Source organism: Psychrobacter cibarius (assembly GCF_904845955.1).
Lineage (GTDB): Bacteria > Pseudomonadota > Gammaproteobacteria > Pseudomonadales > Moraxellaceae > Psychrobacter > Psychrobacter cibarius_B.
Genome location: NZ_CAJGYX010000002.1, coordinates 751481 through 777196, shown reverse-complemented (window position 1 = coordinate 777196; position 25716 = coordinate 751481). Strand labels below are relative to the sequence as shown.

Genomic DNA, 25716 nt, shown 5'->3' with positions numbered 1-25716 from the left:
CGGCAACCGTACCGATGATGTAATAGGTGCTATCAACATTAGTAACCCAATCACGCATCGCTTCGTTCATGGCGTCTTTCAGTGTCCGTGAACCTGAAGTCACTGGCACAACCGTTGCACCGAGCAAACGCATACGATAGACGTTCATCTTTTGACGTTCAACATCGTCCGCGCCCATATAAACGATACACTCAAGCCCTAAACGCGCAGCAATTGTCGCCGTCGCGACACCATGTTGCCCTGCACCAGTCTCAGCGATGATACGTTTTTTACCACTCATCTTCGCAAGTAGCGCTTGTCCAATGGTGTTATTCACTTTATGTGCGCCAGTATGGTTTAAGTCTTCACGTTTAAAATAAATCTGCGCACCGCCTATCTCATCGCTCAATCGCTTAGCATGATATAAAGGCGTTGGGCGGCCGACATAGTTGACCAAATCATTGTGATATTCTTCCCAAAATGCAGGGTCTTTTTTTACTGTGTTATATAACGCTTCTAGCTCTTCTAGTGCTGCCATCAAGGTTTCAGAGACAAAGCGACCGCCATGCACGCCGAAATGTCCACGGGCATCAGGATATTGATTGAAATCTTGCACGCTTTCTGGATTGGTGAAGGTATTGATAGCTTTAGCAGTGGTAGATACATCTTTGCTCGCGACATGACTCATGATAATTCCTACTATAATAAGTGGTATTTTTTAAGATAAATAAGGGGGAAATTTTTCCAAGTAATTAGCTATTTAACGGATAAAAATTCACGGATAAAAAACTAGTTACTGATATTCGAAGGTTCGCCAAGCGTCTCATTTTACCATCGGTCGCGTTTTACCGCTTTCATAAAGGCACGCATTTTGGCAGCGTCTTTTTTGCCTTTGTCAGACTCAATCCCACCGCTGACATCGACCGCATAAATAGGCAAATCTAAAGTGGCAGCGACATTATCGGAATCCAGTCCGCCCGCTAAAATAATAGGTAGCGAGCTGTCTTGCGGTAGCAGACTCCAATCAAAACGTGCCCCTGTGCCGCCATATTTATGGGGATGGTAAGCATCCAATAAGATACTGTTCGCGCCAGCGGCAGCAAACTCATTAATCTCGGCACTTACGCTAGCGGCAGTGTGTTGGTCAGCATTGATACGCAGCGCTTTTATCCAGCGTTTATTGACCGCACTGGCCAGCTGCGCACATTGCTCCGGTGTTTCATCACCATGGAATTGAATGATATCAAAAGCGACCTGATTCGCTAATTCTATCAGCTCTGCGCGCGGCATATTCACCACTAGAGCCACTATACTTATAAAAGCTGGCAAAGACGCACTTAACGATTGCGCCTGCTCGATAGTGACAGCGCGTGGACTGGGCGGATAAAATACCAAGCCAACCGCATCAACACCCAACTGGGCGGCAATTTTAATATCATTAGGCTGGGTAAATCCGCAAAACTTAACGTGCATGATGTGACCTTAGATATAACACTCAGTACGACATTATTAGACTGTCTTCGTTACATTGACGGAAGGTAAACGTCAATTGCCAACGCTAAAGCGTAAATATGAGGATTTGTTAATTGAATGGTAAATCCATTGCATCCAAAAACTTATCCTAGCATACTTTTATTACCAGTTTTGTTTATGATTGCGATTGATTAATAGAGGGATAGTTGAATGTCTAAAACGGCGGCGGAAACGTCTCATAACACCGATAGCACAGATAACACCGAAACAAGCAACGTCAACAATAGTGACGATGCCACTAGCGTAAACCCAGCGCATTACCTAATGTGGTTTCGTCGCGACCTGCGAGTTCATGATAATACCGCGCTAGCTGCGCTTTGCGAGCAGGCAAATGCGGATAACGCCTCAGTAAGCGCTGTTTACTTCGTGACGCCTGAACAATGGCAAGCACATGACATGTCGCTGACACAGCTCGACCATATCGCTCGCACTTTGCCTATCCTAGCCAAATCCCTGCAAACACAATTAAATATCCACTTAACAGTACAGCTCTGTCCAAGCTTTACTGACTGTGTTGAGGCGATGCTAGATATCTGTAGCGCGAACCAGATCAGCACTGTGATGGCAAATCACGAGTACGAAGGCAATGAGATTAAGCGTGATGAGCAATTAACCAAAAAGCTTGCAAACAACGATATAGAATTTATCCGCTGGCATGATCAATGTATCTTGCCACCACAAACCATCACTACGAACGATGACAGCATGTATCAGGTGTTTACTCCATTTTATAAAAAATGGCGGCATACCTTGGATATCAGCACCATACAAATGCATGAGGCATCCGCCATAAATGGCAACACTAAAGTCAAACTAGAAGTCTCGAACGCCAGTGCTACTATCGAAGATATAGAAAGAGTAAGTAAAGAAGTAGTCGAAGATTATCAAAAGGCACTGCAAAATGCTGGTTTATTAGAGCCCATGGATAGAGACGTACAGCTTGAGCACGCTCGGGCAGCCTACCCTGCTGGCGAAGCGGCGGCGTGCCAGCGTTTAGAGGACTTCATCGCTGAGGATATTGATAATTATGATGTGAGCCGTGATGTACCCAGTTTAAATGCCACCAGTCAGCTATCTGCCTACCTGACTATTGGCGCAATCAGCCCCAGACTTTGCTACTTACAAGCTACCCTACAATTAAGCAAAGCACTGGGAGAATTACATGAGAATGACGGTGACGGTGACGCCTTAGATAGCGAGGATAGCTTTGACAACACTGATAATAACGACATTAACCGCTGGATAAGCGAGCTGGCTTGGCGTGACTTTTATCGTCACGTTTTAGACTATAAGCCCGAGCTGATTCGCCATCAAGCTTATAAACATGAGACTGATGTCAAAATTAACTGGTCACATAATCAAGACGATTTTGAGGCATGGTGCATAGGTAAAACTGGCGTGCCGTTAGTCGATGCGGCAATGCGCTGCCTGAATGCGACGGGCTTTATGCACAATCGCTTGCGAATGGTCACGGCGATGTTTTTGACCAAGGATTTATTGATTGATTGGCGATTAGGTGAGCGTTATTTTATGCAGCAGCTCATAGATGGTGACTTTGCGTCCAATAATGGGGGTTGGCAATGGAGCGCGTCGACTGGCACCGACTCTGCACCTTACTTTCGCATTATGAACCCTTTTAGCCAAGCCAAAACCCACGATACCGATGGCGAATTTATCAAGACGTGGCTGCCTGAGCTAAAAGCCATTCCTACCACCATCTTGCATAGCGAGGATAAAATGCGTCAAGCACTAGCAAAGGGCGGTAAATTTGCTGACATTGATTACCCATTACCGATGGTCGAACATAAAGCGGCTCGCCAATTAGCGATTGCTGAATTTAAAAAATAGCGACGCATTATATCAACACTAAAACCTCAATTTACTAAGAGTTTCAGCTATGGCATCTTACTCACATTATCTACCCTTACTAGGGCGTGCCCTCATTTTAAAAATGGTGATAAAAATGAGATAAATTACCGTCAAACAAGGAAAGTAGCGCACATAATATCGAGATATTAAGAAGCTATTTGACGATGTTTGGCAAAATTTAGCTATTTTTAGCCCATTTAGAAAGTAATCGATTGAATTGAGGACACGCCCTAATATCAGCTGGCTGCTTATAATATACGGGTTTGGATAACATAAAGAGCATAGGCTAATAAAGTGAAGCTTATAATTAATAACACCCATGTCGCAAAAGAAAGCGATTCTTTCGTTTTAGGACGCTTATTAAGCTGACGTTCAGGCTTAGAAGACGGTTTATTATTAAGAGTTGTCATATACGCCACCTTTTATATAGGGTTATATTACCAACGAAATTCATAAGTTACTTATGAATAATAGATAAGCTCTACTATACAATATAAATGGCGTTACTTTAAGTGTTTCCAATTAATAAGCTAACGTATGATTATCTAGTCTATGGCTCTAATAAAATTATGTATGCATTATTTTACTGGCATCTGGCACGCGCCTGCACCTTGAGTCGTTACCGTCACAACTGCGCCAGTTAACGAAAATAGCTGTTGCAGTTGGGTTTGCGCATTTTCTAGTGCCATATTCATGACATCACCACGACAAGCGCGTTCGAGCACTTCTTTTTTTGCCATACTTTGCGCTTGTTGCAAGATTTTTGGATCGACTTGCATCATGCCAAAAGCACCCGTCTGCCAATCATAAATCTCGATATCGTCTAGATAAACTGAAAATATCTCTGATGGTGGGATGGTAATATTGATTTGCGGCATCACTGAGACTGGCGTATTGGCACCCGCTTCTTGTACCTCATCGACGTTAATTTCAGGCTGCACCACCTGTACCATCTCAGGGGTAAGTGCACTTAAATCAATCCCCGCCTCCACTCGTCCGCGCGCGATAAACAAACCCTTTTGCTCGTCTTGCCACAGCTTCATCCAACTGCCAGGACGTTGACTGGTAATGACTGTATCGACACTGAACGCCACCGTTTCCAAACGATTCAATTTTTGAATTTGTGTGACCACGCCTTCACGAGTAATGGTTTCTATCGGCTCTTCCTTGGTTATATTCTGCACACTATAAATAGCAAAAACGATAGCTGCTAAACCGATGAGCAATATTATCCACGACATCATCGCAATGGGTTTTTTCGCTTGTGAGTTAGTCGCATCATTATTAACAGGAGATCGATTGTCAGGATTATTCATATAAACACCCTCAGAGTTTTATCATTTATTTTTATTAAACGTATAACAAATAACTGTCTAAATGATAAATGCTACTTTTGAGCAGCAACTTCAAGTAATAACTACCAATACGCTACATAATGACTAGCGCTACCATTTACTATAAATACCCTAAAAACTGGTAAATAATCGAGTTGTAGTGACCTCATTTGCTCGTTTAAGTCACGTTTAAGTCACGTTCTGTCTGAAAAAACAAAAAGTCATTGCGTCTTAGGCTAACTTTACCTAACATAGTCAGATTGTATAAGCAAAATGTTGGCGTACATCTATTTTTCTGGTCTTTATGCGTAAAGTATGACGCTGCCAACATCAACGTTTTAATACAAAATGAAAAGTTCCAGCCTTTTTGTAAGGCGTTTTATGAACGCACTTTCTATTCATGTACTGTTTGTCGCAGTACTTTTTAGCTAGGCATGTCCTAGACTATTACCAAGTGATACAAAGGTAAGCTTGCGTCGGCCATCAAAGCACACGCTCAATATCCTACTATTTCTTATTTATTTTATCGTTGATAAGGTTACGCTTTATTTATGAAAGCCAGTCAATTTTTATTTGCCACTCTAAAAGAAACCCCAAGTGATGCCGATATCGCCTCAAGCCAATTGATGGTGCGTGCCGGTCTTATCCGAAAGATTGCTTCTGGGTTATATATTTGGTTGCCCATGGGGCTGCGTATCTTGCAAAAAGTCGAACGTATTGTTCGTGAAGAGATGCAAGAAGTTGGTGCACAAGAAGTGCTCATGCCGATGACCCAGCCTGCCGAGCTTTGGCAAACGACCGGACGCTTTAACGATTACGGTCCTGAGCTGTTGCGCTTCAAAGACCGTCATGATCGCGATTTTGTATTAGGTCCGACACATGAAGAAGTCATCACCAATCTGGCGCAAGGCGAGCTGCGTAGTTATAAACAATTACCAATCACCTTTTTCCAAATTCAGAACAAATTCCGTGATGAGATTCGTCCACGTTTCGGTGTGATGCGCGCACGCGAATTTACCATGAAAGACGCCTACTCGTTCCACGTTGACCAAGCCTCATTGGCCAAGACTTACCATGATATGTATGACGCTTACACGCGTATCTTTACCCGTTTGGGCTTAGATTTCCGTGCAGTACAAGCGGATACTGGTTCTATTGGTGGTTTTGCTTCACATGAATTTCATGTCTTGGCAGACAGCGGCGAAGATGATATTGCCTTCTCTGATTCTTCTGATTATGCAGCCAACGTTGAGCTTGCCGAATCAGTGAGCACCGCTGAGCGTCAGCCACCGAAAATGGAACGCGAAGACGTCCTGACGGAAAATATGACCAGCTGTAAAATGGTTGCTGAACATTTAGGCTTACCATTAGAAACGACGGTCAAAACGTTAATCGTCCATGGTCATACCGAAAATGATGAGCCACAGCTTATCGCTATCGTATTACGCGGTGATCATCAGCTAAATACGATCAAAGCTGAGAAAATCGAAGAGGCCAATGTGCCGCTGACAATGGCTTCTGATGAAGAGCTGAAAGCTGCTGGTCTGCATAAAGGCTATATTGGCGTTAATTTGGATATGCCTGTCTTCGTTGATCGTTCGGCAGCAACTTTGTCAGACTTTGTGTGCGGTGCCAATGAAGTCAATAAACACACCACTGGTATGAACTGGGCGCGTGATGCGAGCATTACTCGTGTCGTTGATGTACGCAATGTGCAGGAAGGCGACCCTTCTCCTGATGGTAAAGGCAGCCTAAAAATCAAACGTGGTATCGAGGTCGGTCATATCTTCCAGTTGGGTGATAAGTACTCGCAAGCGTTAAATGCTACCGTATCTGGTGAAGATGGTAAGCCTGTGACCCTAATGATGGGCTGCTACGGTATTGGTGTGAGCTGTATCATTGCCGCTGCTATCGAACAGAACAACGACGAAAACGGTATCATGTGGCCACAAACGCCAACGGTTAATGATTCAATCGCTCCTTTTGAAGTCGCTATCATCCCGATGAAGTCAAAAGAAGAGACCGTCATGCAGACAGCGACGGCACTATATGAAGAGTTAAAAGCACAAGGCATCAATGTGCTTCTTGATGATCGTAACGAGCGTCCAGGTGTTAAGTTTGCTGATCTAGAATTGATTGGTATTCCACATCGTATCGTGGTTTCAGACCGTAACTTGGCTGAAGGCAAGTACGAATACGTCAATCGCCGTGAGACAGAAAAGCAAATGCTAAGCCGTGAAGAAGTCATTGCAATAGTAAGCGGCAAATAGTTTTACTCGTTAAAACTGTGCCATAAAAAGCGCCTGTCTCATTAAATGAGATAGGCGCTTTTTCGCGTGTAATATAGCTAAAAAAAACTACTTAATATTATATCTTTTAGCAATGACCTTACTGCGTTTCTGTGTCTCATTAGCGGTGCAAACATTAGCGCTAATCTGGGCGTATACCACAGAATTATTCATTGGACCGTCATATTCAAAGTCACACTTATCATTACGATCCTTTAACCATATACGCTGTTCTTTATCCAAGCGCTGTTGTTGTGTCGTATTCAAAGTACGATAAGCACTCATATAAATTTTATTAAGGCGATTTTTTTCGACTACAATCGCATCGTTACCACAATCATAAGCCACTTCCATATAAGCATTTTCACAGTTATATTGATTTTCAATAAACTCCGCTTGTGCCGATTGCATGAGAGAAATAGACAAAGCAGCTGCCGCTAGCACCGTCAAAAAACCAGTGGCACCTTTCATATATACCTCCGAGTCAAAGCAAAATAACATCTACCTATATGAGTATATAAACGCATTTGATGAGTATGAGCAAGCACCAAATCTACTGGCGAATCAAACGACTTGGTTTAGGTAGCAAGGTTATATCACTCACACGGCAAGGGTTGATATCGATACCGCCTCGGCGTGTATACCAAGCGCGAACCATCAGCTCACTTGGCTCATAATATCGACTCAGATCAGCAAATATCTGCTCGACACATTGCTCATGAAAACCATTGTGCTGACGGAAACTTAAAATATAACGCAGTATATTAGCCGTATTAATGAGCTTATCCGTCATAATCGATACTGCCAACGTTCCCCAATCTGGTTGATTGGTCACCGGACAGTTACTACGCAGCAAATTAGAATAAAAAGTATAAGGCTCAGTGCCAGTATTCTCTAAAATAGAGCTACTGTTTAAATCTTTATCAATACTTAGCAATGACGCATCAGGATGCTCACACAGTGCGACTTTTTCGCTAGTATTAGCAAGCGCGTCATCAATACAAACACCCTCAGGTTGAGCCACCAATAACCCTGTTGTCTTATTATGCAGGTCGTCATTTAAGCCAAACAACTCAACTTGCACGTCTGCTTGTACACAGGCTGATAAATCTTTAGCAATCAGCGCTTGCACATCATTCCAACTAGCGAATTCAGTAAAGTTGATACTGTTTAGATAGAGCTTAAGTGACTTTGACTCAACGATAAATGGCGAGCTGGCTGGAATACCAAAGCGTGCTATCGCAACCTGCGAGATACCCTGTTGATTTAACCAAGACATCTCAAATGCCTGCCACCAATCGATGCCAACCATTAACTTATCGTCTTGCCAGCCAATGACATCGCGACCCATACTGCGAGCGATAGGATACAAGGTCTCTGGACTATACTCGGTTGGATAGTCAGTTGTTTGCTCACCCAAGATACCGTGAATACTCATAAGTTACTTACCTTTCATGCTTAAATATAATGAAATAAAAACCAGTCATTTTACAGCAATGGGCTATTTTATGGGAATCATTTGCCACTCTGATGAACTAGCATTTTTGACCAAGCTAAAACGTACTCGATAGCCTGTATCATCGGTTTCATTGATAAGATAATAAAAATCGATTAAAACACTATTCTTACTTCGCCATTCAATATCTACATTTTCAAAACTATGTCTCTGGTCTCGATTTTGATAAGAATCCAAATGCGCTTTTAATTCGCTGGGGTCACTCTCGTAAACAATCTGATAGTCGCCCTCCTTCTGCTTTTGCCAAATCGTAATATTTTCTTCATCTATATAACGCTCTACTGTAGTAATACGTTCTTTGTTGGGTGATACACTTAAATCGATACCATCAAATTCTTGACTAAATCCAGTTTTGAGATTAACAAGTACAGTACTTTCTATTTCGGGAAAACTTCTCAACAAGTACAGCAGTTGTCTCTTTTCGTCATAATCATATAGTGAAAAATAAGAGTGAGATTGGCCGTCAGGAGCAAACAGCTCATCACGAAAAACTAGCGGTAAGCTTCGACTGGTTACTTGGATATATATCGTATCTTTTTCTCTCGAAACACGGTTGCCCAATCCCCACTTTTTGCTAAGCTTGTTATCATGTTTCTCTAAGCTTGTCTCAAGGCATTTCCTATAAAAGACCAGACTATCGTATTCACACTTATCATCAAAGTAATTTGAGTTTCTGGTTGGGTCTAGTACTTTCCAAACATAGTCATCCATCGTCGCTTTGGGCAGGTCTGCTTGTGCTGGCATTGACAGCATTAGCAGTATTGCACTCGTCATACAGATGCGAATTTCAGTGGCTACTGATAGAGTTATTTGCATATGAGAGCTAGACCTTTTTATTGTTTTTTAATCGTTGGTATTAACATCAGGTAAAACTCTCTGCCATTTACCCTCTTTATTATCAGCCGCATAAATATAGCGCACGCGAAATGCTACCGTGTCAGTGGGATTGACTCTGTAATAAAAATCAACGTTAACTTTATTATTGCTTGTCCAACTGATATCTCGCGCTTCGTACACCTCATGTTTTTTGTCATTATCATAATCTTGTTCATATAATTCATTACTAGCAAATATCGTTGCATAGCGTCCGTCATTGTCAGCTTTTTGACGCTCCCATATTATGATATCTCTGGTCACACCTTGCCTACCATTAAACCCTACCACTTGATTCATATCGCTAGAAAACTTAAGATTGGTCGCATACAGCTCTTGCCAGCGCCCTGTGTTTAAATCGACAATGACAGTCGCTTGAGTCTCATACATCGTACGTAGTAACTGCAACAGATGATGTGATTTATCATAATCCTGCAATTGATAATGAGCCCTATACTCTTCTTCAAACGGTTCAAGATAATCCTTAAATACCAATGGTTGCTTATGGTTGGGTGTATTAATATAAATGGTATCTTTTTCTCGAACGACTCTGTCACTCAAGCCCCACTCTCGGCTTTGTGCATTATCAGCTTGGGCTAACGATTCAAAAATACAGTTTTCATAATCTGTAAATGTTTGATATTCAGTATGATCGTATCGACAGCTGTCTTCATACCAGTCTATCGCTACAGGCGCAGCGACTTTTATCCATATCTCTTCACCTGTCGATGGCTCTAAAGCTAAAGGCGCTGCCTGTGCATCTAAGGCTGCTATTGTGGTCAATATAAATAGTCCTGCGACAGTCAACGCTGCTTTTATGTGATGAGAGATAGTAATCATTTACCTACTACCTTCATACAGTTGCCACTTATCCGTTGAGGCATTTTTAATAAAGGTATATCGTACTCTAAAAGCCGCTAAATCCGCTTCATTCAACTTATAAAAAGAATCTGCATAAAACTTATCATCATTTACCCAAGTAAAGATTTCGCTATCATAAACCTGCTGTGCTTTATCTGCTTGATAAAACTTTTTATGATTGTCGTAGTTTTTTGAATCGTCACTACTGCTATAGACTTTTTTATAGTAGCCTTCATAATAACCGCTATCTTGTCGCTCCAAAATATTGACGTGTTCCGTCGCTCCCATTTCACTTTCAAAACCGACTATATATCTCATATCAGGAGAGATACTTAGCTTTCTGAGACTAAAATCTTGCCAAAACCCAGTAACCAAATTAACTACCGTCAAGCTCTCTCCTTCATAAAATATTTGATGTATTGTCAGTAATTTCCGTGATTTATCGTAGTCTTGTAGCGAATAATAAGGATTAAAATCCTCCTCATAAGGACTGGAGTAATCAACAAATACTAGTGGATTTTTCCGATTAGCGACTTTGATATAAATGGCATTTCTCTCTCTAACGACTTTATCGCTGATACTCCATTGCTTACTAAGCACATTATCCGCATCTTCTCTCAAGTTATGCAGACAGTTTTGTAGCGCATCATAAGTTTCATATTTGTAGTCGTTTTGGCAATCATAATTATACATTGCAGGATCTACAGGCGTCTCCATGACGACCCAATCATAATCATCCATTGCCGCAAATGGTGCTGCGATAGCAATAATAGATACTGCCATCAACAAACCTGTAGTAAGAACCTTACCTATATTTGTTATTGAAATTTTTTGCATAAAAAAAGCCCAACAATGTTGGACTCTTATAATAAGGTGACAAGCTACATTTTACAAACTAATCTACAAGCGCACACGTGAGCCATTACTGAGTAAACGATAGGCGATGGTATAGAATATCGCACAGAAGACAAAAATAGCCGCCATTGAATACCAGACATTCACATCAGAATAACCAAGAATACCGTAACGGAATGAGTTCACCATATAAACAATAGGGTTTAATAACGACACGTTTTGCCAAAATGGTGACAAGTTTTCCATCGAGTAAAACACACCGCCAAGATATGTCAATGGCGTAAGCACGAAACTTGGAATGATAGAAATATCATCAAATGAGCGAGCAAACACGGCGTTGATAAAGCCACCAAGTGAAAATAAGATAGACGTACCCAATACCGTAAATACCGTCACAAATAAATGCTCAATGCCAAGGTCGGTAAAAAATAGTGCGACTATTGAGACGATGATACCAATGGCCAGTCCACGAAAGATACCACCACTGATATAACCCATCAAAATCGCATGTTTGGATACAGGAGAAACCAACAGCTCCTCGATACTGGAGGTGAATTTGGCACTAAAGAAGCTTGATACCACATTGGAGTAACTGTTGGTAATAATCGACATCATAATGAGACCAGGCACGATAAACTGCATATATGGTACGCCGCCCATTTCACCCACACGCGATCCAATCATCTTACCGAAGATGACAAAATAGAGACTCATCGTAATAACTGGTGGCAGCAAGGTCTGTGGCCAAATACGCAGAATTCGGCGAACCTCTTTTAACAAAATGGTGCGAAAAGCAATCCACTTTTTATTCCATGACATGGTTTTATTAGGATCTATCATTTCTTGACTCACAATCCTGCCTCCTTCATGCTGTCTGCACTTTGGATATTTTTGTCTACTAAGCGCATAAATAGCTCTTCTAGTCGATTGGCTTTATTACGCATACTGGCTACCGTGATACCTTGCTCGGATAACTGGTCAAAAACACCATTCAACGATTCGCCTTCAGTCAGTGTGACTTCAAGCGTCTGATCATCAGGCTGCGATGTGTCTGTCACTCCTGCCAAAACCAATTGACGCGTAAGCGGTGTCTGCAAATCAAAAACAAAAGTCTCAACCGATAGCTGCGCTAGCAAGTCCTTCATCTCGGTATTAATACGAATCTCACCATGATCCAAAATAGCGATGCGCTTACACAGCTGCTCAGCTTCTTCTAGATAGTGAGTGGTCAGAATAATAGTGGTATTTTCTTCGATATTAATTTGCTGCATAAATTCCCACATGGAGCGGCGCAATTCAATATCAACCCCAGCAGTCGGTTCATCAAGAATCAATAGCTTAGGTTTATGAATCAGTGCGCGTGCAATCATCAAACGTCGCTTCATACCACCTGACAGCTCCCGCGACTTGCTATCGCGCTTGTCCCACAGACCTAGCGCCATTAATAATCGTTTTGCCCGTGGGCGTGCTTCTTTGGCAGGAATACCAAAGTACCCAGCCTGTGTAATCAAAATATCTTCGACTTTTTCGAACATATTAAAATTAAACTCTTGTGGGACGATACCAAGATACTGTTTAGCGACTGACGGATTCTCTAGTAAATCTGTGCCAAATATCTTTACGCTGCCAGCTGTTGGTTTAAAAAGCGAGCTAATAATACCAATCATGGTTGATTTACCAGCACCATTTGGCCCCAGTAACGCAAAAAAACCCCCTTGCGGGACGGTTAAACTGACATCTTTGAGTGCCGAAAACCCATTGCTATAGGTTTTGGATAAATTCTGGATAGCAAGTGCTGGTACCTCAGACATGAAAACCTCTTTATTGGTTATAAATTTATGTAAAAACGTTTTTAGAATATAAATAGAAAGAAGAGACTGTGTAGTGTCATAAAGTGAGGCTAGTGTCGATGAATTTCAACTGTAATGCCTTAGAAGTACCGTATTGATAATACTCATCATTAAAAAAGCGCCTATCTCATTTAATGAAATAGGCGCTCCACTGATATATAGGGTAAAAGGCTTAGCCAGATATTCAATACTATTAGCTTGCTTCACCAACCATATAATCGACAGCGTTTTGAACTTCTTCATCAGGGATATCAGCGCCACCTTTAGCAGGCATGGCGTTAAAACCATTGATAGCATGAGTGTATAATGTTTCTTTACCCTTGGAGATACGTGGTCCCCATGCACCAGCGTCACCTAAGATTGGCGAGCCAAGTAGACCTGCAGCATGACAAGTCTGACATACGGCATTGTATACTGCTTTGCCATCACGAGGACCATCACCCGCTGCTGGGCCAGCGGCGCGTGCCGTCACATCACAAACTTCATCGTCTTCAAAGCACACTTTAGCAACTGGCTGAATGCGAGCAATTAAGTTAGGATACAAAGCAATTAGCTTTTGCACTTGCGGCGTATCTTGCGGAATAGGCTCTTCATCAACCGCAGGTGCGGCAGCGGCAGTTTCTGCGGCAGGTGTATCGCCATCAGTCGTATCTGCAGCAGCTTGGGTATCATCACCCAATTGCTCAGGCGCATTTGCTACCACTTCCTGCGCTGCTGCTACATCAGAAACAGTTACAGGAGTGTCTACAACACTTTCAGCTTGGCTCACCGCGATACTAGCGATTCCTAGAATGGCAGCTGCCGATAACATAACTACTTTTCTCATTCGTCACGTTCTCTTATTACATATACAAAGGCTCATACGGCTCAGACATTCTGCTTGTCCTCCTTTGACAACCAAATAGTTATCAATAGCAAACAGCCATCCCGCGTACTAGCACACTTGTAATCGGTGATTATAAATATGAATTCTCCCTGTCATTATAAGGGAAAAGGCAGGTAGATTGCCATGCCTGTTTAATGACTATCCTGTTTTTTCTTAAAAAACATCAATCACTGTCTTCATTCATTGGCTTTATGGATTTTATTTGTTAGACTAAGCGGTCTTTATTTTTCGACATCTTTACTGCTCATAACGCTCGTTTAGGCATGATGTTGATAATACCGTACGCCATTGTTATTATGCGCTCGTAGCTCAGTTGGATAGAGTATCGGTCTCCGAAGCCGAGGGTCGTGGGTTCGATTCCCGCCGAGCGCACCAATCAACGTATTTATAATCTTTGTTTCATCCTTCCTTAGTATTAACCTAAATCTCAAATATACATCAACCCCGCGCTCAAAATATTTGCGGATTTCGCCGTGCGTGCTCGTCTATTGATAAACAGCTTTCTTATATGATAGGCATTTTGCTTATAACACTCGCCTATTCTGCTTGCTGCAAATTAGCTGCTAGCTGGGCACGGTTAGGCACACGATGATAATTAATCACGGGCACGTTACCCAACAGGCGCTGACCTGAAGCAATTTTCTTATCCATCGTAATCATTGCAATTTTTTTATCTTGTTTACTGAGCAACAAATGATTGTTTTTGCGTATGACTCGATAATCAGGAAAATACTGTTTGATCAGCACGGATGTTTTTTGCAGGTCGTCATTAATAGGTTTTTTCACGCTTTTAGACGATTTATTATGAATTGTCTCACCCACTTTTACGCCGCGTGACTTTGCCAACAACCATAAAGCGGCAATAACAGCAAACAATATGACAAGCCACCAAATTCCATCTATCATTAGAAGAGATATCCATTATTAGCAAGGGTTGGCTCATGTTAGCAGAATTATCACCAGCGTTAATAGCAGAAGTAGAAGTTGCTGCTAAATTATTGACATCCAAACAGCATGTTTGCATCTTAACGGGTGCAGGGATTTCAGCCGAAAGTGGCATTCCAACTTTTCGAGATAAGCAAACAGGCTTGTGGGAAAACTATGGTGTGGAAGACTTGGCGACACCTGAGGCTTTCACTCGTGATCCAAAACTGGTGTGGTCATGGTATCAATGGCGCAGGCAATTGGTCGCAGATAAAAAACCAAACCCTGCACATGTTGCCTTAGCGCAGTGGCAATACCATACTCAGTCGTCCAATCAATCATTAATGCTTATCACTCAAAAAGTTGATGATTTACATGAGCAAGCTGGCAGCACGGTAACTCATTTGCATGGCAATCTGTGGCATAACCGCTGTAGTCAATGCGAGACAGTCTGCCAAAGTCAATCGAGGGGTTCGTATCATAGCGAGGATACAATCAATTTTGATGACACACTGATGACCTGTCGCCATTGCGATGGCTATATCAGACCAGATATCGTTTGGTTTGGCGAAGCATTACCAGCACAACCATGGCAAACGGCAGAAGATGCGGCGGCGAATTGCGAGGTATTTATCAGCATTGGCACCTCTAGTCTCGTCTATCCTGCCGCTGGACTCGCACAGTTAGCGAAGCAAAATGGTGCCAAAATTATTGAGATAAATCCCAATCCAACGCCGAATACTATTGTGGATATCATCTTAGCAGAAAAAGCTGGTGTGATTATGCCGTTATTAATCCAGAAAATCACTGCGCTCTAGTCGCTTGAACTTAAGTCGCTTGAACTTAAGTCGCTTGAACTTAAGTCGCCTAAACTTAAGTCACTTGAACCTAAAAAGCATATCGTGTAAAAAAGAAAAGGCTTAACGATTGATATCAACCGTTAAGCCTCGGGTACTAAAACCTAATCATAGTTGATTTACTTTAGTGCCAGATCAACTTTCGCCAAATATGCTGCTTTTAATTCATCACTAATAAATGAGGCATTAAAGGAGTTCTTTACCAAAGTAACAACATCATCTTCTGTTAGCGGTAAATTTTCGCATATATTTATAAAGTTCTGATTCATATAACCTTTGAAATAGGCTGGGTCGTCTGAGTTTATGGTGATATTTAGACCATAATCTAGCAGCTCTTTGATATTGTGTTCTTTGTAATTATCAAAGACTTTCAGCTCAATATTTGAGTTCGGGCAAACGGTCAGCGGCATTTGCTCATCTTTCAGTCTTTGCATCAACTCTGGGCTTTTTATCGATTGCACACCATGATCGATTCTATTGATATTTAATAAGTCCAGTGCTTCGTAAATGTACGAAAAATCTGCCTCTTCACCAGCATGGGCGACCAGCTTAAAACCTGCTTCTTTAGCTTTTTTGAACACATCCTTGAATTTTGATGGTGGATTGCCCAGCTCTGACGAATCAAGACCGACACCGATGATATCATCTTTGAATGCCAATGCTTGCTCTAAGGTCTCAAACGCTTCTTCTTGTGATAAATGCCTTAGGAAACACATGATGATACAAGAGGTGATACCATATTTTTCTTTGGCATCTGCAAGCGCTTGTTTGATACCTGTTATCACCACTTCAAAAGGTATGCCTCGTTCAGTATGCGTCTGCGGGTCAAAAAATATCTCTGTGTGAATGACGTTGTCTTCAACACACTTAAGTATATATTCCCACGTTAAATCATAAAAATCATCTTTAGTGATCAGAACATTTGCGCCTGCATAGTAGATATCTAAAAAGGTTTGCAAGTTGGTGAAGTTGTAGGCGTTGCGCACATCTTCTATATTTTTATAAGGAATCTCTATCTGGTTCTTTTTGGCCAATCTAAACATCAGCTCAGGTTCTAGTGAGCCTTCAATATGTAAATGCAGCTCAGCTTTTGGTAATTTCTTTATTAAATCAATCATAGGATTCCAGTGACGGCTTTTTGTAGTAGAGTACTTTTGAGAAGTGCTTTTGAGAAGTGCCTTTATAAATGCAAAGCCTGTATAGACGCTTGAGCAATATATCAGTCGCCCTCGATTTCTAAAGGCGCTATTATATTGTAATTGATGCCAAAACCCCATAAAAGAACACGATGCTAGCAAAATAACAAGCCATCAGACTGCTTCATCAACGTTACTTCAAAAACACCACAGTATCAGACAACTCGTTACCCGCTGGATCCTGATCCAAATGATAATACTGACGCAGCACTTGCCCAACTTCATCTAACAATTCAGCCAAGCTTTCTTCGGTTTTTTGATTGGCAATACCTGACACGGCCTTATCACACATCGCCCGCCAAACGGTGGGGCTGACATGAGCACTGATACCACGATCAGCTACGATCTCTAACTGATGCTCGCAAATATTGACATACGCCAAGACGCCCGTATTCTCTTCAGTATCCCAAACTCGATACTCACTGAACAGCTCAATCGCACGTTCGCGACAGCCAATATAATAGGCGTCTTGAATCGGCAGATGGTTTTCTATAATCAAAAATACCTCACCCCGATGCCCTCGCTCTGCACGGGTCACCTCATCTGTCAAACGTGCTTTGGCCGCTGCTGTTAACCATTTACTATGCAATATAGGAATAAATAAGACTTGACGCCACCAGCGGGCAAAACTGGGATTTGACGCGTTGTTTTCTGACATTTTACTATTTCCTCAAATACGTCATTGCTGACGGTCGTTTAGTATCCGTTCTTACTTAAGCATCTACCAAGCGTCTACCACGAGCCACCAGCACCGCCGCCGCCAAAACCGCCGCCACTACCACCGAAGCCACCGCCGCCAAAACCACCACCGCCAGAGCCGCCGCCACCGCCCATACCAGGTAGGAATATCATACCGCCGCCTCTACGACCGCCGCCAGACCCACCTTTACCTCCGCCGCCGCCACGTGAAATCAAAAATAGCCATAAGAAGATAGCCATGATAACGGTCATAAAAAAACCACCGCCTAAGGCTAACGATCCCGCAAAAAACCCACCAGCAGTAATAATAGAACCAAATACACGACCAAAAATACTGGTAATAAAGCTTCCAAATATCATTGCCATAATGAATAAAAATATGGGCGATGGTAGCTCGTCTGAACCTTGTTGTGCACTACGCTCAGCTGCTTGCGCATCAGCACGAGCCAATACCTCAGGATCAGCAGTCAGCCGCGTTTTGAGTGCGTCAACGCCAGCTATTATTCCAGCACCATAGTTATTTTGCTTAAATAACGGCGTGATATCTTCACGAATAATACGATTGACGGCTGCATCTGGTAAGACACCCTCTAGTCCATAACCCGTCAAAATGTACATATCACGGTCATTGACGGCGACTACCATGAGTAAGCCATCATCAATGTCTTTATTGCCCAGCTGCCACTTCTCAGCTACTTGTAGAGCATAGTCAAAGATAGGAACACCATTGGTCGTAGGCACGATAACCACCGCTGCTTGCGCAAGACCTTGCTGATAAATATTTCTAAGCTGCGCCTCTAGACGCTGTTTTTCTTGCGGATTTAGAATATTAGCCTGATCAACGACAGGATTATTTAATATAAGTTTATTGGCATCGACACTGGGTGCATTCGACTGTATAGGAGAAGGATTTGCGGCTGTTGACCCAACTGTTGCCTCATTATTAGCCACATTAGGGTTGATCGCCTCATTACCTAAAATGGCATCATTGATTGCATCATTACCCAATACAGCGTCATTGATCGCTTCATTAGACTCGCCCGCTTTGGCAATCGCTACCAAGTCCTCAACACTACGACTTTGCATGTCTGAGGTGCTATCAATGGCTTCATTAGGCGCAGCATACAACACAGGCGCACTACTGATGCTGAGTGTGAACAGTAATACTGATAGGATTGCTTTTGAATTGTTCATCTAATCTATACCACCTCAAGTGACATCTGTACTGAGTGAATCTACGTGATACCATTCACAAAAATTAGCATAGCAAAAAAACCAAATTTGACATAGCTAATCGTACTTTTTGGATTTGGTATTAAGTTTAATAGGCATTCATATCCATCAATACCTTTAAAAATGTGGCTAAGCAAACTAGTGGCTAACTAAGCTAAACGATAAAAATTTAAACAAACAGAGCGGCAAATTCCGCTCTGTTTTTGTCTCTACTCAATCACCACTACTCAGCTGTCGCTGACTTATTATCACCGAAGTCAACACTTGGTGCGGTTGAAATAGCGTCTTCATTCGCCACGCTAAAGTTTGGCTTGGCATTCATACCAAATACTTTTGCTGTAATGTTGGTTGGGAATTGGCGCACCGTCGTATTATAGCTTTGCACTTCTTGAATATAACGGTTACGAGCGACGGCAATACGGTTTTCAGTGCCTTCGAGCTGGGCTTGTAAGTCTTGGAACAAAGCATCTGACTTTAACTCAGGATAACGTTCAGAGACAGCCATCAAACGTGATAATGCACCTGTCATCTGTTCCTGTGCAGCTGCATAACGCTCCATCGCTTCTGGATCATTCAGTACTTCTGGCGTCACCGTAATGCTACCAGCACGAGAGCGTGCCTCAGCTACTTGAGTAAACACTTCTTGTTCTTGCTCAGCATACTGCTGCACGACTTTGACTAAGTTTGGCACCAAATCAGCGCGGCGTTGATATTGGTTCACCACTTCTGACCACGACGCGGTAACTTGCTCATCTTGAGCCTGCAGGTTGTTGTAGCCACAACCGCTTAGACCGACGGTAGACGTCGCTAACACGGTCGCGAGCAATATGGGTTTTACAATTGATTGACGCGTCATCATTGTTTCTCCTAATAATGGTAAATAATAAATAACCAGTAACACTTTTTTAATAATTTTTTAAAGCTTGTATTTTGAAGCTGATAAATGAGGTCATGCAAATGTATGTCTATTTATATGGAAGCCGTATATTTTTTATAATTTTTTATAATAAAGGCACATTACTTATATTAAAGCCATACTAAACATAAAAACAGCAGTTAATAAGTACGATAGCAATCGTATGCCGCTCTACTAGAGTCTCGTCTTATCAACGATAACGAAACTATAGGATAAGATATCTTACACAATGATGGCGCTATCTCAGTATTTTTACAATTAGCCGTTACCAAAACACAACCGCAAAACCACACTGCTATCCCATGACTATTGCTCGTTTTTATTACCTATTATTGATAACATCTACCTCACAAATATCATCGAACCACTGACATTATCTTTAGTGCATACCTTGTCCAGTATAGAGGAGTGACAGATAAGCGATGAATGACCGCTCTGTTTTTGTGTAGTCGATGTGGCTTCATCTATTGATTCGACATCTAACAACGGTCAAAACATGCGATATTTTATCGTTATTTGTAGTCATATCTGCCTGACTCAATATGAATATATATGCTTCTGTACAAAGAAAATTCTAGTAATTACTACAAAAATATGGCAAATTGCAGTTACGTAGCCGTACGGTTTGAATACATTTGGTAGTGGACTTATGGCTTGATTAGTATTAGCGAGTTGTTGATTTCTATGTAAAATATTACTCAGTTATTAGAGATTCGCTTAATCGTTTCAATCAGCCACACCAACCCTGTAGTCAATCAATACCGCTCACAAAAAGTTGAATGCTATCGGCATGATAAGTATTTAATATTATAACCGCCTGTTTTATCCACTGGTCTACTGAACATTCATCTCAGATATTAATTGATAAGATAAATGTCGCAGTAATTGAGACAGCTTACGCCTTGCAACTATGCTGATACACATATCGTCGGTAATAAGCATAAGCAAACCGTCAATATTACTGATAAACCAAGCGGATAACTACAGACAACTACAGTCCATTCTTAGTGGCTAAGCGCGTATGAGACTTAACGGATATACATGAGTCGATGTAGATAATTTAACTGCTTAACTTAAATAAGTAAGTTAACCAGTTAGCTTACTCCTAGCATACAGAGCCACTTTGAGACAGTACTAGGAATATACATATGGAAGGTTTAGTTAACTTAGTAAACGGAATTATCTGGAGCCCCGCACTGATCTATCTGTGCTTGGGCGCGGGCCTATTTTATTCCATTATGACGCGCTTCGTACAAGTGCGTCTGTTCGGTGAAATGATCAAGTTACTTTTTACTGGTAAATCTAGTGATCAAGGTATTTCATCATTTCAGGCACTTGCCGTATCACTCGCAGGACGCGTGGGTATGGGTAACATCGCTGGGGTAGCTGCGGCTATCGGCTTCGGTGGCCCAGGTGCCGTATTTTGGATGTGGGTCGTGGCCTTCTTAGGCGCATCTACTGCTTATGTTGAGTCTACGCTCGCACAGATTTATAAAGAAAAAGATGTCATCACTGGCGAATATCGCGGTGGCCCAGCTTACTATTTTGAACGCGCACTTGGCCAAAAATGGTATGGCATCCTCTTTGCAATCTCATCTATCCTCGCTTGTGGTATATTTTTACCAGGTGTACAGGCAAACGGCGTTATCAATGCTTTCGCACAGGTAATGGGCGAAGGGTCTGTTATGAGCATTGGCGCCTTAGAAGTTGGCTCAATGCGTCTAGTAGCCTTAGCCATTATCCTTGTGGTATTAGGCATTATCATCTTTGGTGGTATCAAGCGTATCGCAACGTTTACCGAGTATGCCGTTCCTTTTATGGCACTGGGCTATATCGTTCTTGCACTGATCATCATGTTTACTAACTTTGATATGATTCCACAAGTATTCGGTCTAATCGTTAGCGATGCATTTACTGCTCAAGCAGGTTTTGGTGCAGCGATTGGTTGGGGCGTAAAACGTGGTATTTACTCGAATGAAGCAGGTCAAGGTACAGGTCCTCATGCTGCTGCTGCTGCTGAAGTTGAGCATCCATCACAGCAGGGTTTGGTTCAGGCATTCTCAGTATATGTCGATACCCTATTAGTATGTTCTGCTACTGCCTTCATGATCCTAACCATGGGTACTTACAACATTCAAGGAACATTACCAGACGGTCAGTTCATCGTACAGAATGTCGCTGCTACCACTGAAATCAACGCCCCTGCGTTCACACAAATGGCGATGGAATCTGTTTATGGTGGTTTTGGTAATACCTTTATCGCTATTGCTGTCTTCTTCTTTGCCTTTACCACTATCTTGGCTTACTACTACATCGCTGAAGTGAACGTTGCTTATCTAACTCGCTTTGTCGGTCGCAGTGCCAACAAGACTGGTCTATTCTTAGTCAAAATCTTAATCATGGTGATGGTTGCTTACGGCGGCCTAAACTCAGCTGGCTACATTTGGGCTATTGGTGATATTGGTGTTGGGCTTATGGCTTGGTTGAACATCGTTGGTATTTTGGTCATCTTCATTGTGGCTCGTCCAACGCTTACTATGCTAAAAGACTATGAAGCACAGCGTAAAGCAGGTGTTGAGCGCTACAGTTTTGATCCTGCAAAATTCGGCATCAAAAACGCCCCTTATTGGGAAGAGCGTCATCTAAAAGAGCAACAAAGAATGGCAGCAGATCCACTACGTAAAGAGCATAAGTAATATTCTATAACGTAGCTATTATTCTTTAACATAATTGTTATTCAAACTTCCAAAGCAAAAGCCCGAAATAATCGTTTCGGGCTTTTTTTGTTTCAAACCTTTGCATTCATAAACCTCCAATAAACGTCTTACATAAGTCATCATTACTCTTTAAACTCGCATCATTTTGAACCAATGAGAGGCTGTTTATCTTACTCTCCACTACATTGAACCGTTTTCATGCGACTGACTTATATCAATGCTATGGTAAACATTAGGTATCCCCCAAACGCAAAAAAGCCCAGCTCAATAGCTAGGCTTCTTCGACGTCATTATTTAAATAATTAATTAATCATCAATAAAGAGACTATAGAAACAACTTACTCAGGCATCAATACTGCATCGATAGTGTGAACCACACCGTTCGTTGCCATGATATCTGTACCAGTAACATTAGCCGTGTTACCAGTCGCATCAGTGATGACATTAGCATCACTAATATTGATAGTAGCACCATTTACAGTAGCAACATCAGTACCATAAGGAATGTCAGCTGCCATAACGACCATAGGCACTACGTGATACGGAAGTACTTTTTTCAGCAGATCTGTATCGGCTAATAGCTCTTCTTTAGTAACGCCTAGCTTCTCTAAAACAGGAGCAAATGCATCATCAGTTGGTGCAAATACCGTATAAGTCCCAGCATCCATCATCATTGTATCTAAGCCAGCAGCTTGTAATGCAGCCGTTAGAATCGTTAGATTTTCGTTGCCAGCTGCTATTTCAGCAATGCTTTGCGTCGCAGCAGTATCGACCATTGGATCGGCTTCAGTCATTGGCTCAACTTCGGCAACCGGCTCTACAACCACTTCTTCAGTAGTCACTTCAGGCTCAACAGGATCAGTAACTGCTTCTTTATCATTACAAGCGGCTAATGACATGGCAGCTGTAACGACAGCAATAGAAAGTAAGTTTTTCTTCAACATAAGTATTTCCTTATAAAGGGATGGTCTGTTAAGTGACTTGTTTGACAAATAACTTAACCCAGTTAATGTATATAACAGCGAACCACTTATCTGTTGCAAATGATAGCAACTAAACAATAGTAATAATGTCGCCTCTGCTATACCAATAACTATAATTTTAACTGATTAATTTCTGATCAATGCTTACTTAGGTAGCAACACTGTATCGATCACGTGTACAACTCCATTGTTCGCTTGTATATTCGCGGTCACAATATTAGAGGTACGATTTCTCCCATCGGTAATTTGTTTTTTATCGTCAAATGTGATGCTGCTGCCTTCCAACATCTCTTGACTGCCTGCCATAATTTCAGAGGCAAAGACGCGGTCGTCTTCAATCACATGATAGGTGAGCACTTTCGTCAACAACGGCTTATCTTGTAATAGCTGTTCTTTACTTATATCAAGTTCAGCTAATAATTTAGCAAAAGCGGCATTGTTTGGTGCAAAGACGGTAAGGTCAGCATCTTCATCAGCGAGGACATCAGCCAATCCTGCTGCTACCACCGCTTCTTTGAGGATACTGAGATCCTCTGTGGCAACGGCTAGATCGACTATAGACTTGTCAGTAGGTAGCAATACGTCGTCAATGAGGTGAATGACGCCATTAGTGGCCAATACATCTGTTTTGATAGTTTTAGAGGTATCCCCACTTGCATCCATAATGACATTGGCATCACTAATAGAGATCGCTTGACCATTGACTGTTTCGATACTGTCGCCATAAGGAATGTCAGCAGCTTTGACTGTCATATTGGGAATAACATGATAAGTTAAGACCATGGTTAATAGCTCTTTGTCAGCCAATAACTCTTCTGATGTCACATCAAGCTCTTCCAATAATTCAGCAAATGCAGCATCAGTAGGTGCAAATACAGTAAATTCGTCCTCTGATGACATCAAAACTTTATCAAGTCCAGATGCCTTTAATGCAGCGTTAAGAATGGTTAAATCTTTATTTTCAGCAGCAATTTCTGCAATATTTTGTGTTGGCGCTTCTACAATAACTGAAAAATCATTGTCGTCGTCATTACAAGCGGCTAGTGGCAAAACGGTCATGGCAAGCGCCAGAGATAATAGGGTTCTTTTTAGCATGAGTATATCCTTATGTATAAGTCCAGATGGACCATCTACTTTGTCAGTAGCATCCGTCGAATGATTGAAATTGTTAAATGATCAAAGCTTTCAACAAGAAACAAAGATGACTGTCGTTTATTGTCGTAGTGTTAAACAATAATGATGACATGCTTAAAAAACATCTCAAACATTCTAAATACTAGCAATTTAATCTAAAGGAGCTTCATCTAAAACCGTTAGCAATCAAAATAGCGTGTATTTAACAATCATGTCATCAAAGACGGTAGCTGGTACTCATACCAGCTGCATCATACAAAGTAATAGGGATATAATTCTTTAACTGAAATTTTGAAATCAATCTTATTTGGGCAGTAATACTCTATCAATAACATGTACTACGCCATTATTAGCAGCAATATCGGTTTTTATGATATTGGTAGTACGACCATTTTCATCCATCAATTTGCCCTGATTGGTGACCATCAGAGTATCTTTACTGAACATAGTAATATTGCCCGGTTTAACGTCTTTCGCATATACTGGCGCAGCACCGTTAATCACGTGATAGCCTAAAATCTTAGTCAATAGTGGCTTGTTGGCAAATAGTTGTGCTTTGCTCATGCCTGTTTCTTGCAGGACTTGTACAAATGCGGCATTGGTCGGCGCAAATATTGTATAGTTTGCATTCGGGTTAGACAAAGCACCCGCCAAATCTGCCGCTACGACGGCTTCGACCAGTAGCGAGAAGTCAGGATTACTTTGGGCAACTTGTACCACATTCATTTTTGCCATAGATTGACTGTGCATAGGCGCTTTCATGGCTGCGCTTTTGCTTGGCATCATATTATTACAAGCGCTTAAACCAGCGATTGAGAGTGCTAATGTACCGATGGTAGCAATTTTAGTAAGCTTCATAACATTATCCTTAATGATTGAGTATTTATTGACTGTTCTATAACTGTCTTGCAGATTAGATCGTCTTCCCTTATAGCAAATACTAGCGCTAATAATAGTGGTAAATGTTAGATGTCACTAATACAACTATTAACATTTACTAGTAAGTATTGCTTATGAAACGCCAATCCTTCTGAAATTAAATTAACATATAACCAAGCTTTATCAATTCCTCTTTACGCAACTTTTTGTAGTACAGGTGTAAACTCTGTCTGACTTTTAAGCACAATCGTTGTGCTTTCATTTATAGAAACAAAGCTTTATGTAATCTTTAAGCGAAATGATATTCATTTGTTCCTAATCGCTTAATGGCATA

At 41.6% G+C, this 25716-nt stretch carries 24 protein-coding genes and 1 tRNA gene; 5 read left to right on the top strand and 20 right to left on the bottom strand.

Features of this window, described 5'->3' with window-relative positions; all coding sequences use genetic code 11:
• A partial coding sequence (locus tag JMV76_RS06740; RefSeq protein ID WP_201502094.1) for a pyridoxal-phosphate dependent enzyme occupies positions 1–595 on the bottom strand: 595 nt, incomplete at its 3' end.
• A 212-nt stretch (positions 596–807) separates the two neighbouring features.
• The gene (locus JMV76_RS06735) at positions 808–1452 is read right to left on the bottom strand and encodes a phosphoribosylanthranilate isomerase (protein ID WP_201502058.1); all 645 of its coding nucleotides are present in this window, start codon (positions 1450–1452) and stop codon (positions 808–810) included.
• A gap of 210 nt (positions 1453–1662) precedes the next feature.
• Here JMV76_RS06735 and JMV76_RS06730 point away from each other — a divergent pair, with 210 nt between their 5' ends.
• A complete protein-coding gene (locus tag JMV76_RS06730) occupies positions 1663–3360 on the top strand; it encodes a cryptochrome/photolyase family protein (RefSeq protein WP_201502057.1) in 1698 nt (565 codons plus the stop codon).
• Positions 3361–3629: 269 nt separating this feature from the next.
• Here JMV76_RS06730 and JMV76_RS06725 read toward each other — a convergent pair whose 3' ends face one another.
• Together JMV76_RS06725 and JMV76_RS06720 are read right to left on the bottom strand one after the other, a co-directional pair.
• Positions 3630–3791, bottom strand: coding sequence for a hypothetical protein (locus tag JMV76_RS06725; RefSeq protein ID WP_157292349.1), 162 nt, complete (start codon positions 3789–3791; stop codon positions 3630–3632).
• A gap of 168 nt (positions 3792–3959) precedes the next feature.
• Complete coding sequence (locus tag JMV76_RS06720) at positions 3960–4697, bottom strand: DUF4230 domain-containing protein (RefSeq protein ID WP_193007826.1); 738 nt, start codon at positions 4695–4697, stop codon at positions 3960–3962.
• 569 nt (positions 4698–5266) lie between these two features.
• Between JMV76_RS06720 and JMV76_RS06715 the strand changes: the two genes are divergently transcribed.
• Positions 5267–6985 carry a proline--tRNA ligase gene (locus JMV76_RS06715; RefSeq protein WP_201502056.1) on the top strand — a complete coding sequence of 573 codons (1719 nt, stop codon included), beginning with the start codon at positions 5267–5269 and terminating at the stop codon, positions 6983–6985.
• Positions 6986–7072: 87 nt separating this feature from the next.
• Here the strand turns inward: JMV76_RS06715 and JMV76_RS06710 are convergent, their stop codons facing one another.
• From JMV76_RS06710 to JMV76_RS06675, 8 genes are all read right to left on the bottom strand, one after another.
• Positions 7073–7474 carry a lysozyme inhibitor LprI family protein gene (locus tag JMV76_RS06710; protein ID WP_045446550.1) on the bottom strand — a complete coding sequence of 134 codons (402 nt, stop codon included), beginning with the start codon at positions 7472–7474 and terminating at the stop codon, positions 7073–7075.
• An 82-nt stretch (positions 7475–7556) separates the two neighbouring features.
• Entirely contained in the window at positions 7557–8441 is an 885-nt protein-coding gene (gene queF / locus JMV76_RS06705; protein ID WP_201502055.1) for an NADPH-dependent 7-cyano-7-deazaguanine reductase QueF, read from the bottom strand.
• 63 nt (positions 8442–8504) lie between these two features.
• Positions 8505–9335, bottom strand: a complete 831-nt coding sequence (locus tag JMV76_RS06700) for a hypothetical protein (protein WP_198330367.1) — start codon at positions 9333–9335, stop codon at positions 8505–8507.
• Between the two features lie 27 nt (positions 9336–9362).
• A complete protein-coding gene (locus JMV76_RS06695; protein ID WP_201502054.1) occupies positions 9363–10232 on the bottom strand; it encodes a hypothetical protein in 870 nt (289 codons plus the stop codon).
• Positions 10233–11090 (bottom strand): hypothetical protein, encoded by an 858-nt coding sequence (locus JMV76_RS06690; RefSeq protein ID WP_201502053.1) that lies wholly within the window; start codon positions 11088–11090, stop codon positions 10233–10235.
• A gap of 63 nt (positions 11091–11153) precedes the next feature.
• Positions 11154–11927, bottom strand: coding sequence for an ABC transporter permease (locus JMV76_RS06685; RefSeq protein WP_201502093.1), 774 nt, complete (start codon positions 11925–11927; stop codon positions 11154–11156).
• Between the two features lie 29 nt (positions 11928–11956).
• Positions 11957–12919, bottom strand: a complete 963-nt coding sequence (locus tag JMV76_RS06680) for an ABC transporter ATP-binding protein (RefSeq protein WP_201502052.1) — start codon at positions 12917–12919, stop codon at positions 11957–11959.
• 232 nt (positions 12920–13151) lie between these two features.
• Positions 13152–13784, bottom strand: a complete 633-nt coding sequence (locus tag JMV76_RS06675; protein WP_201502051.1) for a c-type cytochrome — start codon at positions 13782–13784, stop codon at positions 13152–13154.
• A gap of 358 nt (positions 13785–14142) precedes the next feature.
• Between JMV76_RS06675 and JMV76_RS06670 the strand changes: the two genes are divergently transcribed.
• A tRNA-Arg gene (locus tag JMV76_RS06670) sits at positions 14143–14219 on the top strand.
• A 162-nt stretch (positions 14220–14381) separates the two neighbouring features.
• On the opposite strand, the gene JMV76_RS06665 is transcribed toward JMV76_RS06670, so the two are convergent.
• Positions 14382–14750, bottom strand: coding sequence for a hypothetical protein (locus JMV76_RS06665; RefSeq protein WP_201502050.1), 369 nt, complete (start codon positions 14748–14750; stop codon positions 14382–14384).
• A 35-nt stretch (positions 14751–14785) separates the two neighbouring features.
• Between JMV76_RS06665 and JMV76_RS06660 the strand changes: the two genes are divergently transcribed.
• Positions 14786–15586, top strand: coding sequence for an NAD-dependent deacylase (locus JMV76_RS06660; RefSeq protein WP_201502049.1), 801 nt, complete (start codon positions 14786–14788; stop codon positions 15584–15586).
• A gap of 158 nt (positions 15587–15744) precedes the next feature.
• Here the strand turns inward: JMV76_RS06660 and JMV76_RS06655 are convergent, their stop codons facing one another.
• From JMV76_RS06655 to JMV76_RS06640, 4 genes are all read right to left on the bottom strand, one after another.
• Positions 15745–16743: an adenosine deaminase gene (locus tag JMV76_RS06655; protein ID WP_201502048.1), complete on the bottom strand. Its 999-nt coding sequence runs from the start codon at positions 16741–16743 to the stop codon at positions 15745–15747.
• 211 nt (positions 16744–16954) lie between these two features.
• Positions 16955–17479, bottom strand: a complete 525-nt coding sequence (locus tag JMV76_RS06650) for a TPM domain-containing protein (RefSeq protein ID WP_201502047.1) — start codon at positions 17477–17479, stop codon at positions 16955–16957.
• 74 nt (positions 17480–17553) lie between these two features.
• Positions 17554–18714: a TPM domain-containing protein gene (locus JMV76_RS06645; protein ID WP_201502046.1), complete on the bottom strand. Its 1161-nt coding sequence runs from the start codon at positions 18712–18714 to the stop codon at positions 17554–17556.
• Positions 18715–18976: 262 nt separating this feature from the next.
• Complete coding sequence (locus tag JMV76_RS06640; protein ID WP_201502092.1) at positions 18977–19609, bottom strand: LemA family protein; 633 nt, start codon at positions 19607–19609, stop codon at positions 18977–18979.
• Between the two features lie 1208 nt (positions 19610–20817).
• Here JMV76_RS06640 and JMV76_RS06635 point away from each other — a divergent pair.
• Complete coding sequence (locus JMV76_RS06635; RefSeq protein ID WP_055125213.1) at positions 20818–22365, top strand: alanine/glycine:cation symporter family protein; 1548 nt, start codon at positions 20818–20820, stop codon at positions 22363–22365.
• A gap of 359 nt (positions 22366–22724) precedes the next feature.
• Here the strand turns inward: JMV76_RS06635 and JMV76_RS06630 are convergent, their stop codons facing one another.
• From JMV76_RS06630 to JMV76_RS06620, 3 genes are all read right to left on the bottom strand, one after another.
• Positions 22725–23330, bottom strand: a complete 606-nt coding sequence (locus JMV76_RS06630) for a fasciclin domain-containing protein (protein WP_045456151.1) — start codon at positions 23328–23330, stop codon at positions 22725–22727.
• 183 nt (positions 23331–23513) lie between these two features.
• On the bottom strand, positions 23514–24464 hold the full coding sequence (locus JMV76_RS06625; protein WP_201502045.1) for a fasciclin domain-containing protein: 951 nt from the start codon (positions 24462–24464) through the stop codon (positions 23514–23516).
• 342 nt (positions 24465–24806) lie between these two features.
• Positions 24807–25361: a fasciclin domain-containing protein gene (locus tag JMV76_RS06620; protein ID WP_045447723.1), complete on the bottom strand. Its 555-nt coding sequence runs from the start codon at positions 25359–25361 to the stop codon at positions 24807–24809.
• Between the last annotated feature and the right edge of the window lie 355 nt (positions 25362–25716).

Coding starts and splice junctions, on each gene's coding strand:
- JMV76_RS06735 (WP_201502058.1), bottom strand. CDS start 1,452: ATGCACGTTAAGTTTTGCGGATTTACCCAGCCTAATGATATTAAAATT.
- JMV76_RS06730 (WP_201502057.1), top strand. CDS start 1,663: ATGTCTAAAACGGCGGCGGAAACGTCTCATAACACCGATAGCACAGAT.
- JMV76_RS06725 (WP_157292349.1), bottom strand. CDS start 3,791: ATGACAACTCTTAATAATAAACCGTCTTCTAAGCCTGAACGTCAGCTT.
- JMV76_RS06720 (WP_193007826.1), bottom strand. CDS start 4,697: ATGAATAATCCTGACAATCGATCTCCTGTTAATAATGATGCGACTAAC.
- JMV76_RS06715 (WP_201502056.1), top strand. CDS start 5,267: ATGAAAGCCAGTCAATTTTTATTTGCCACTCTAAAAGAAACCCCAAGT.
- JMV76_RS06710 (WP_045446550.1), bottom strand. CDS start 7,474: ATGAAAGGTGCCACTGGTTTTTTGACGGTGCTAGCGGCAGCTGCTTTG.
- queF (WP_201502055.1), bottom strand. CDS start 8,441: ATGAGTATTCACGGTATCTTGGGTGAGCAAACAACTGACTATCCAACC.
- JMV76_RS06700 (WP_198330367.1), bottom strand. CDS start 9,335: ATGCAAATAACTCTATCAGTAGCCACTGAAATTCGCATCTGTATGACG.
- JMV76_RS06695 (WP_201502054.1), bottom strand. CDS start 10,232: ATGATTACTATCTCTCATCACATAAAAGCAGCGTTGACTGTCGCAGGA.
- JMV76_RS06690 (WP_201502053.1), bottom strand. CDS start 11,090: ATGCAAAAAATTTCAATAACAAATATAGGTAAGGTTCTTACTACAGGT.
- JMV76_RS06685 (WP_201502093.1), bottom strand. CDS start 11,927: ATGTCATGGAATAAAAAGTGGATTGCTTTTCGCACCATTTTGTTAAAA.
- JMV76_RS06680 (WP_201502052.1), bottom strand. CDS start 12,919: ATGTCTGAGGTACCAGCACTTGCTATCCAGAATTTATCCAAAACCTAT.
- JMV76_RS06675 (WP_201502051.1), bottom strand. CDS start 13,784: ATGAGAAAAGTAGTTATGTTATCGGCAGCTGCCATTCTAGGAATCGCT.
- JMV76_RS06665 (WP_201502050.1), bottom strand. CDS start 14,750: ATGATAGATGGAATTTGGTGGCTTGTCATATTGTTTGCTGTTATTGCC.
- JMV76_RS06660 (WP_201502049.1), top strand. CDS start 14,786: ATGTTAGCAGAATTATCACCAGCGTTAATAGCAGAAGTAGAAGTTGCT.
- JMV76_RS06655 (WP_201502048.1), bottom strand. CDS start 16,743: ATGATTGATTTAATAAAGAAATTACCAAAAGCTGAGCTGCATTTACAT.
- JMV76_RS06650 (WP_201502047.1), bottom strand. CDS start 17,479: ATGTCAGAAAACAACGCGTCAAATCCCAGTTTTGCCCGCTGGTGGCGT.
- JMV76_RS06645 (WP_201502046.1), bottom strand. CDS start 18,714: ATGAACAATTCAAAAGCAATCCTATCAGTATTACTGTTCACACTCAGC.
- JMV76_RS06640 (WP_201502092.1), bottom strand. CDS start 19,609: ATGACGCGTCAATCAATTGTAAAACCCATATTGCTCGCGACCGTGTTA.
- JMV76_RS06635 (WP_055125213.1), top strand. CDS start 20,818: ATGGAAGGTTTAGTTAACTTAGTAAACGGAATTATCTGGAGCCCCGCA.
- JMV76_RS06630 (WP_045456151.1), bottom strand. CDS start 23,330: ATGTTGAAGAAAAACTTACTTTCTATTGCTGTCGTTACAGCTGCCATG.
- JMV76_RS06625 (WP_201502045.1), bottom strand. CDS start 24,464: ATGCTAAAAAGAACCCTATTATCTCTGGCGCTTGCCATGACCGTTTTG.
- JMV76_RS06620 (WP_045447723.1), bottom strand. CDS start 25,361: ATGAAGCTTACTAAAATTGCTACCATCGGTACATTAGCACTCTCAATC.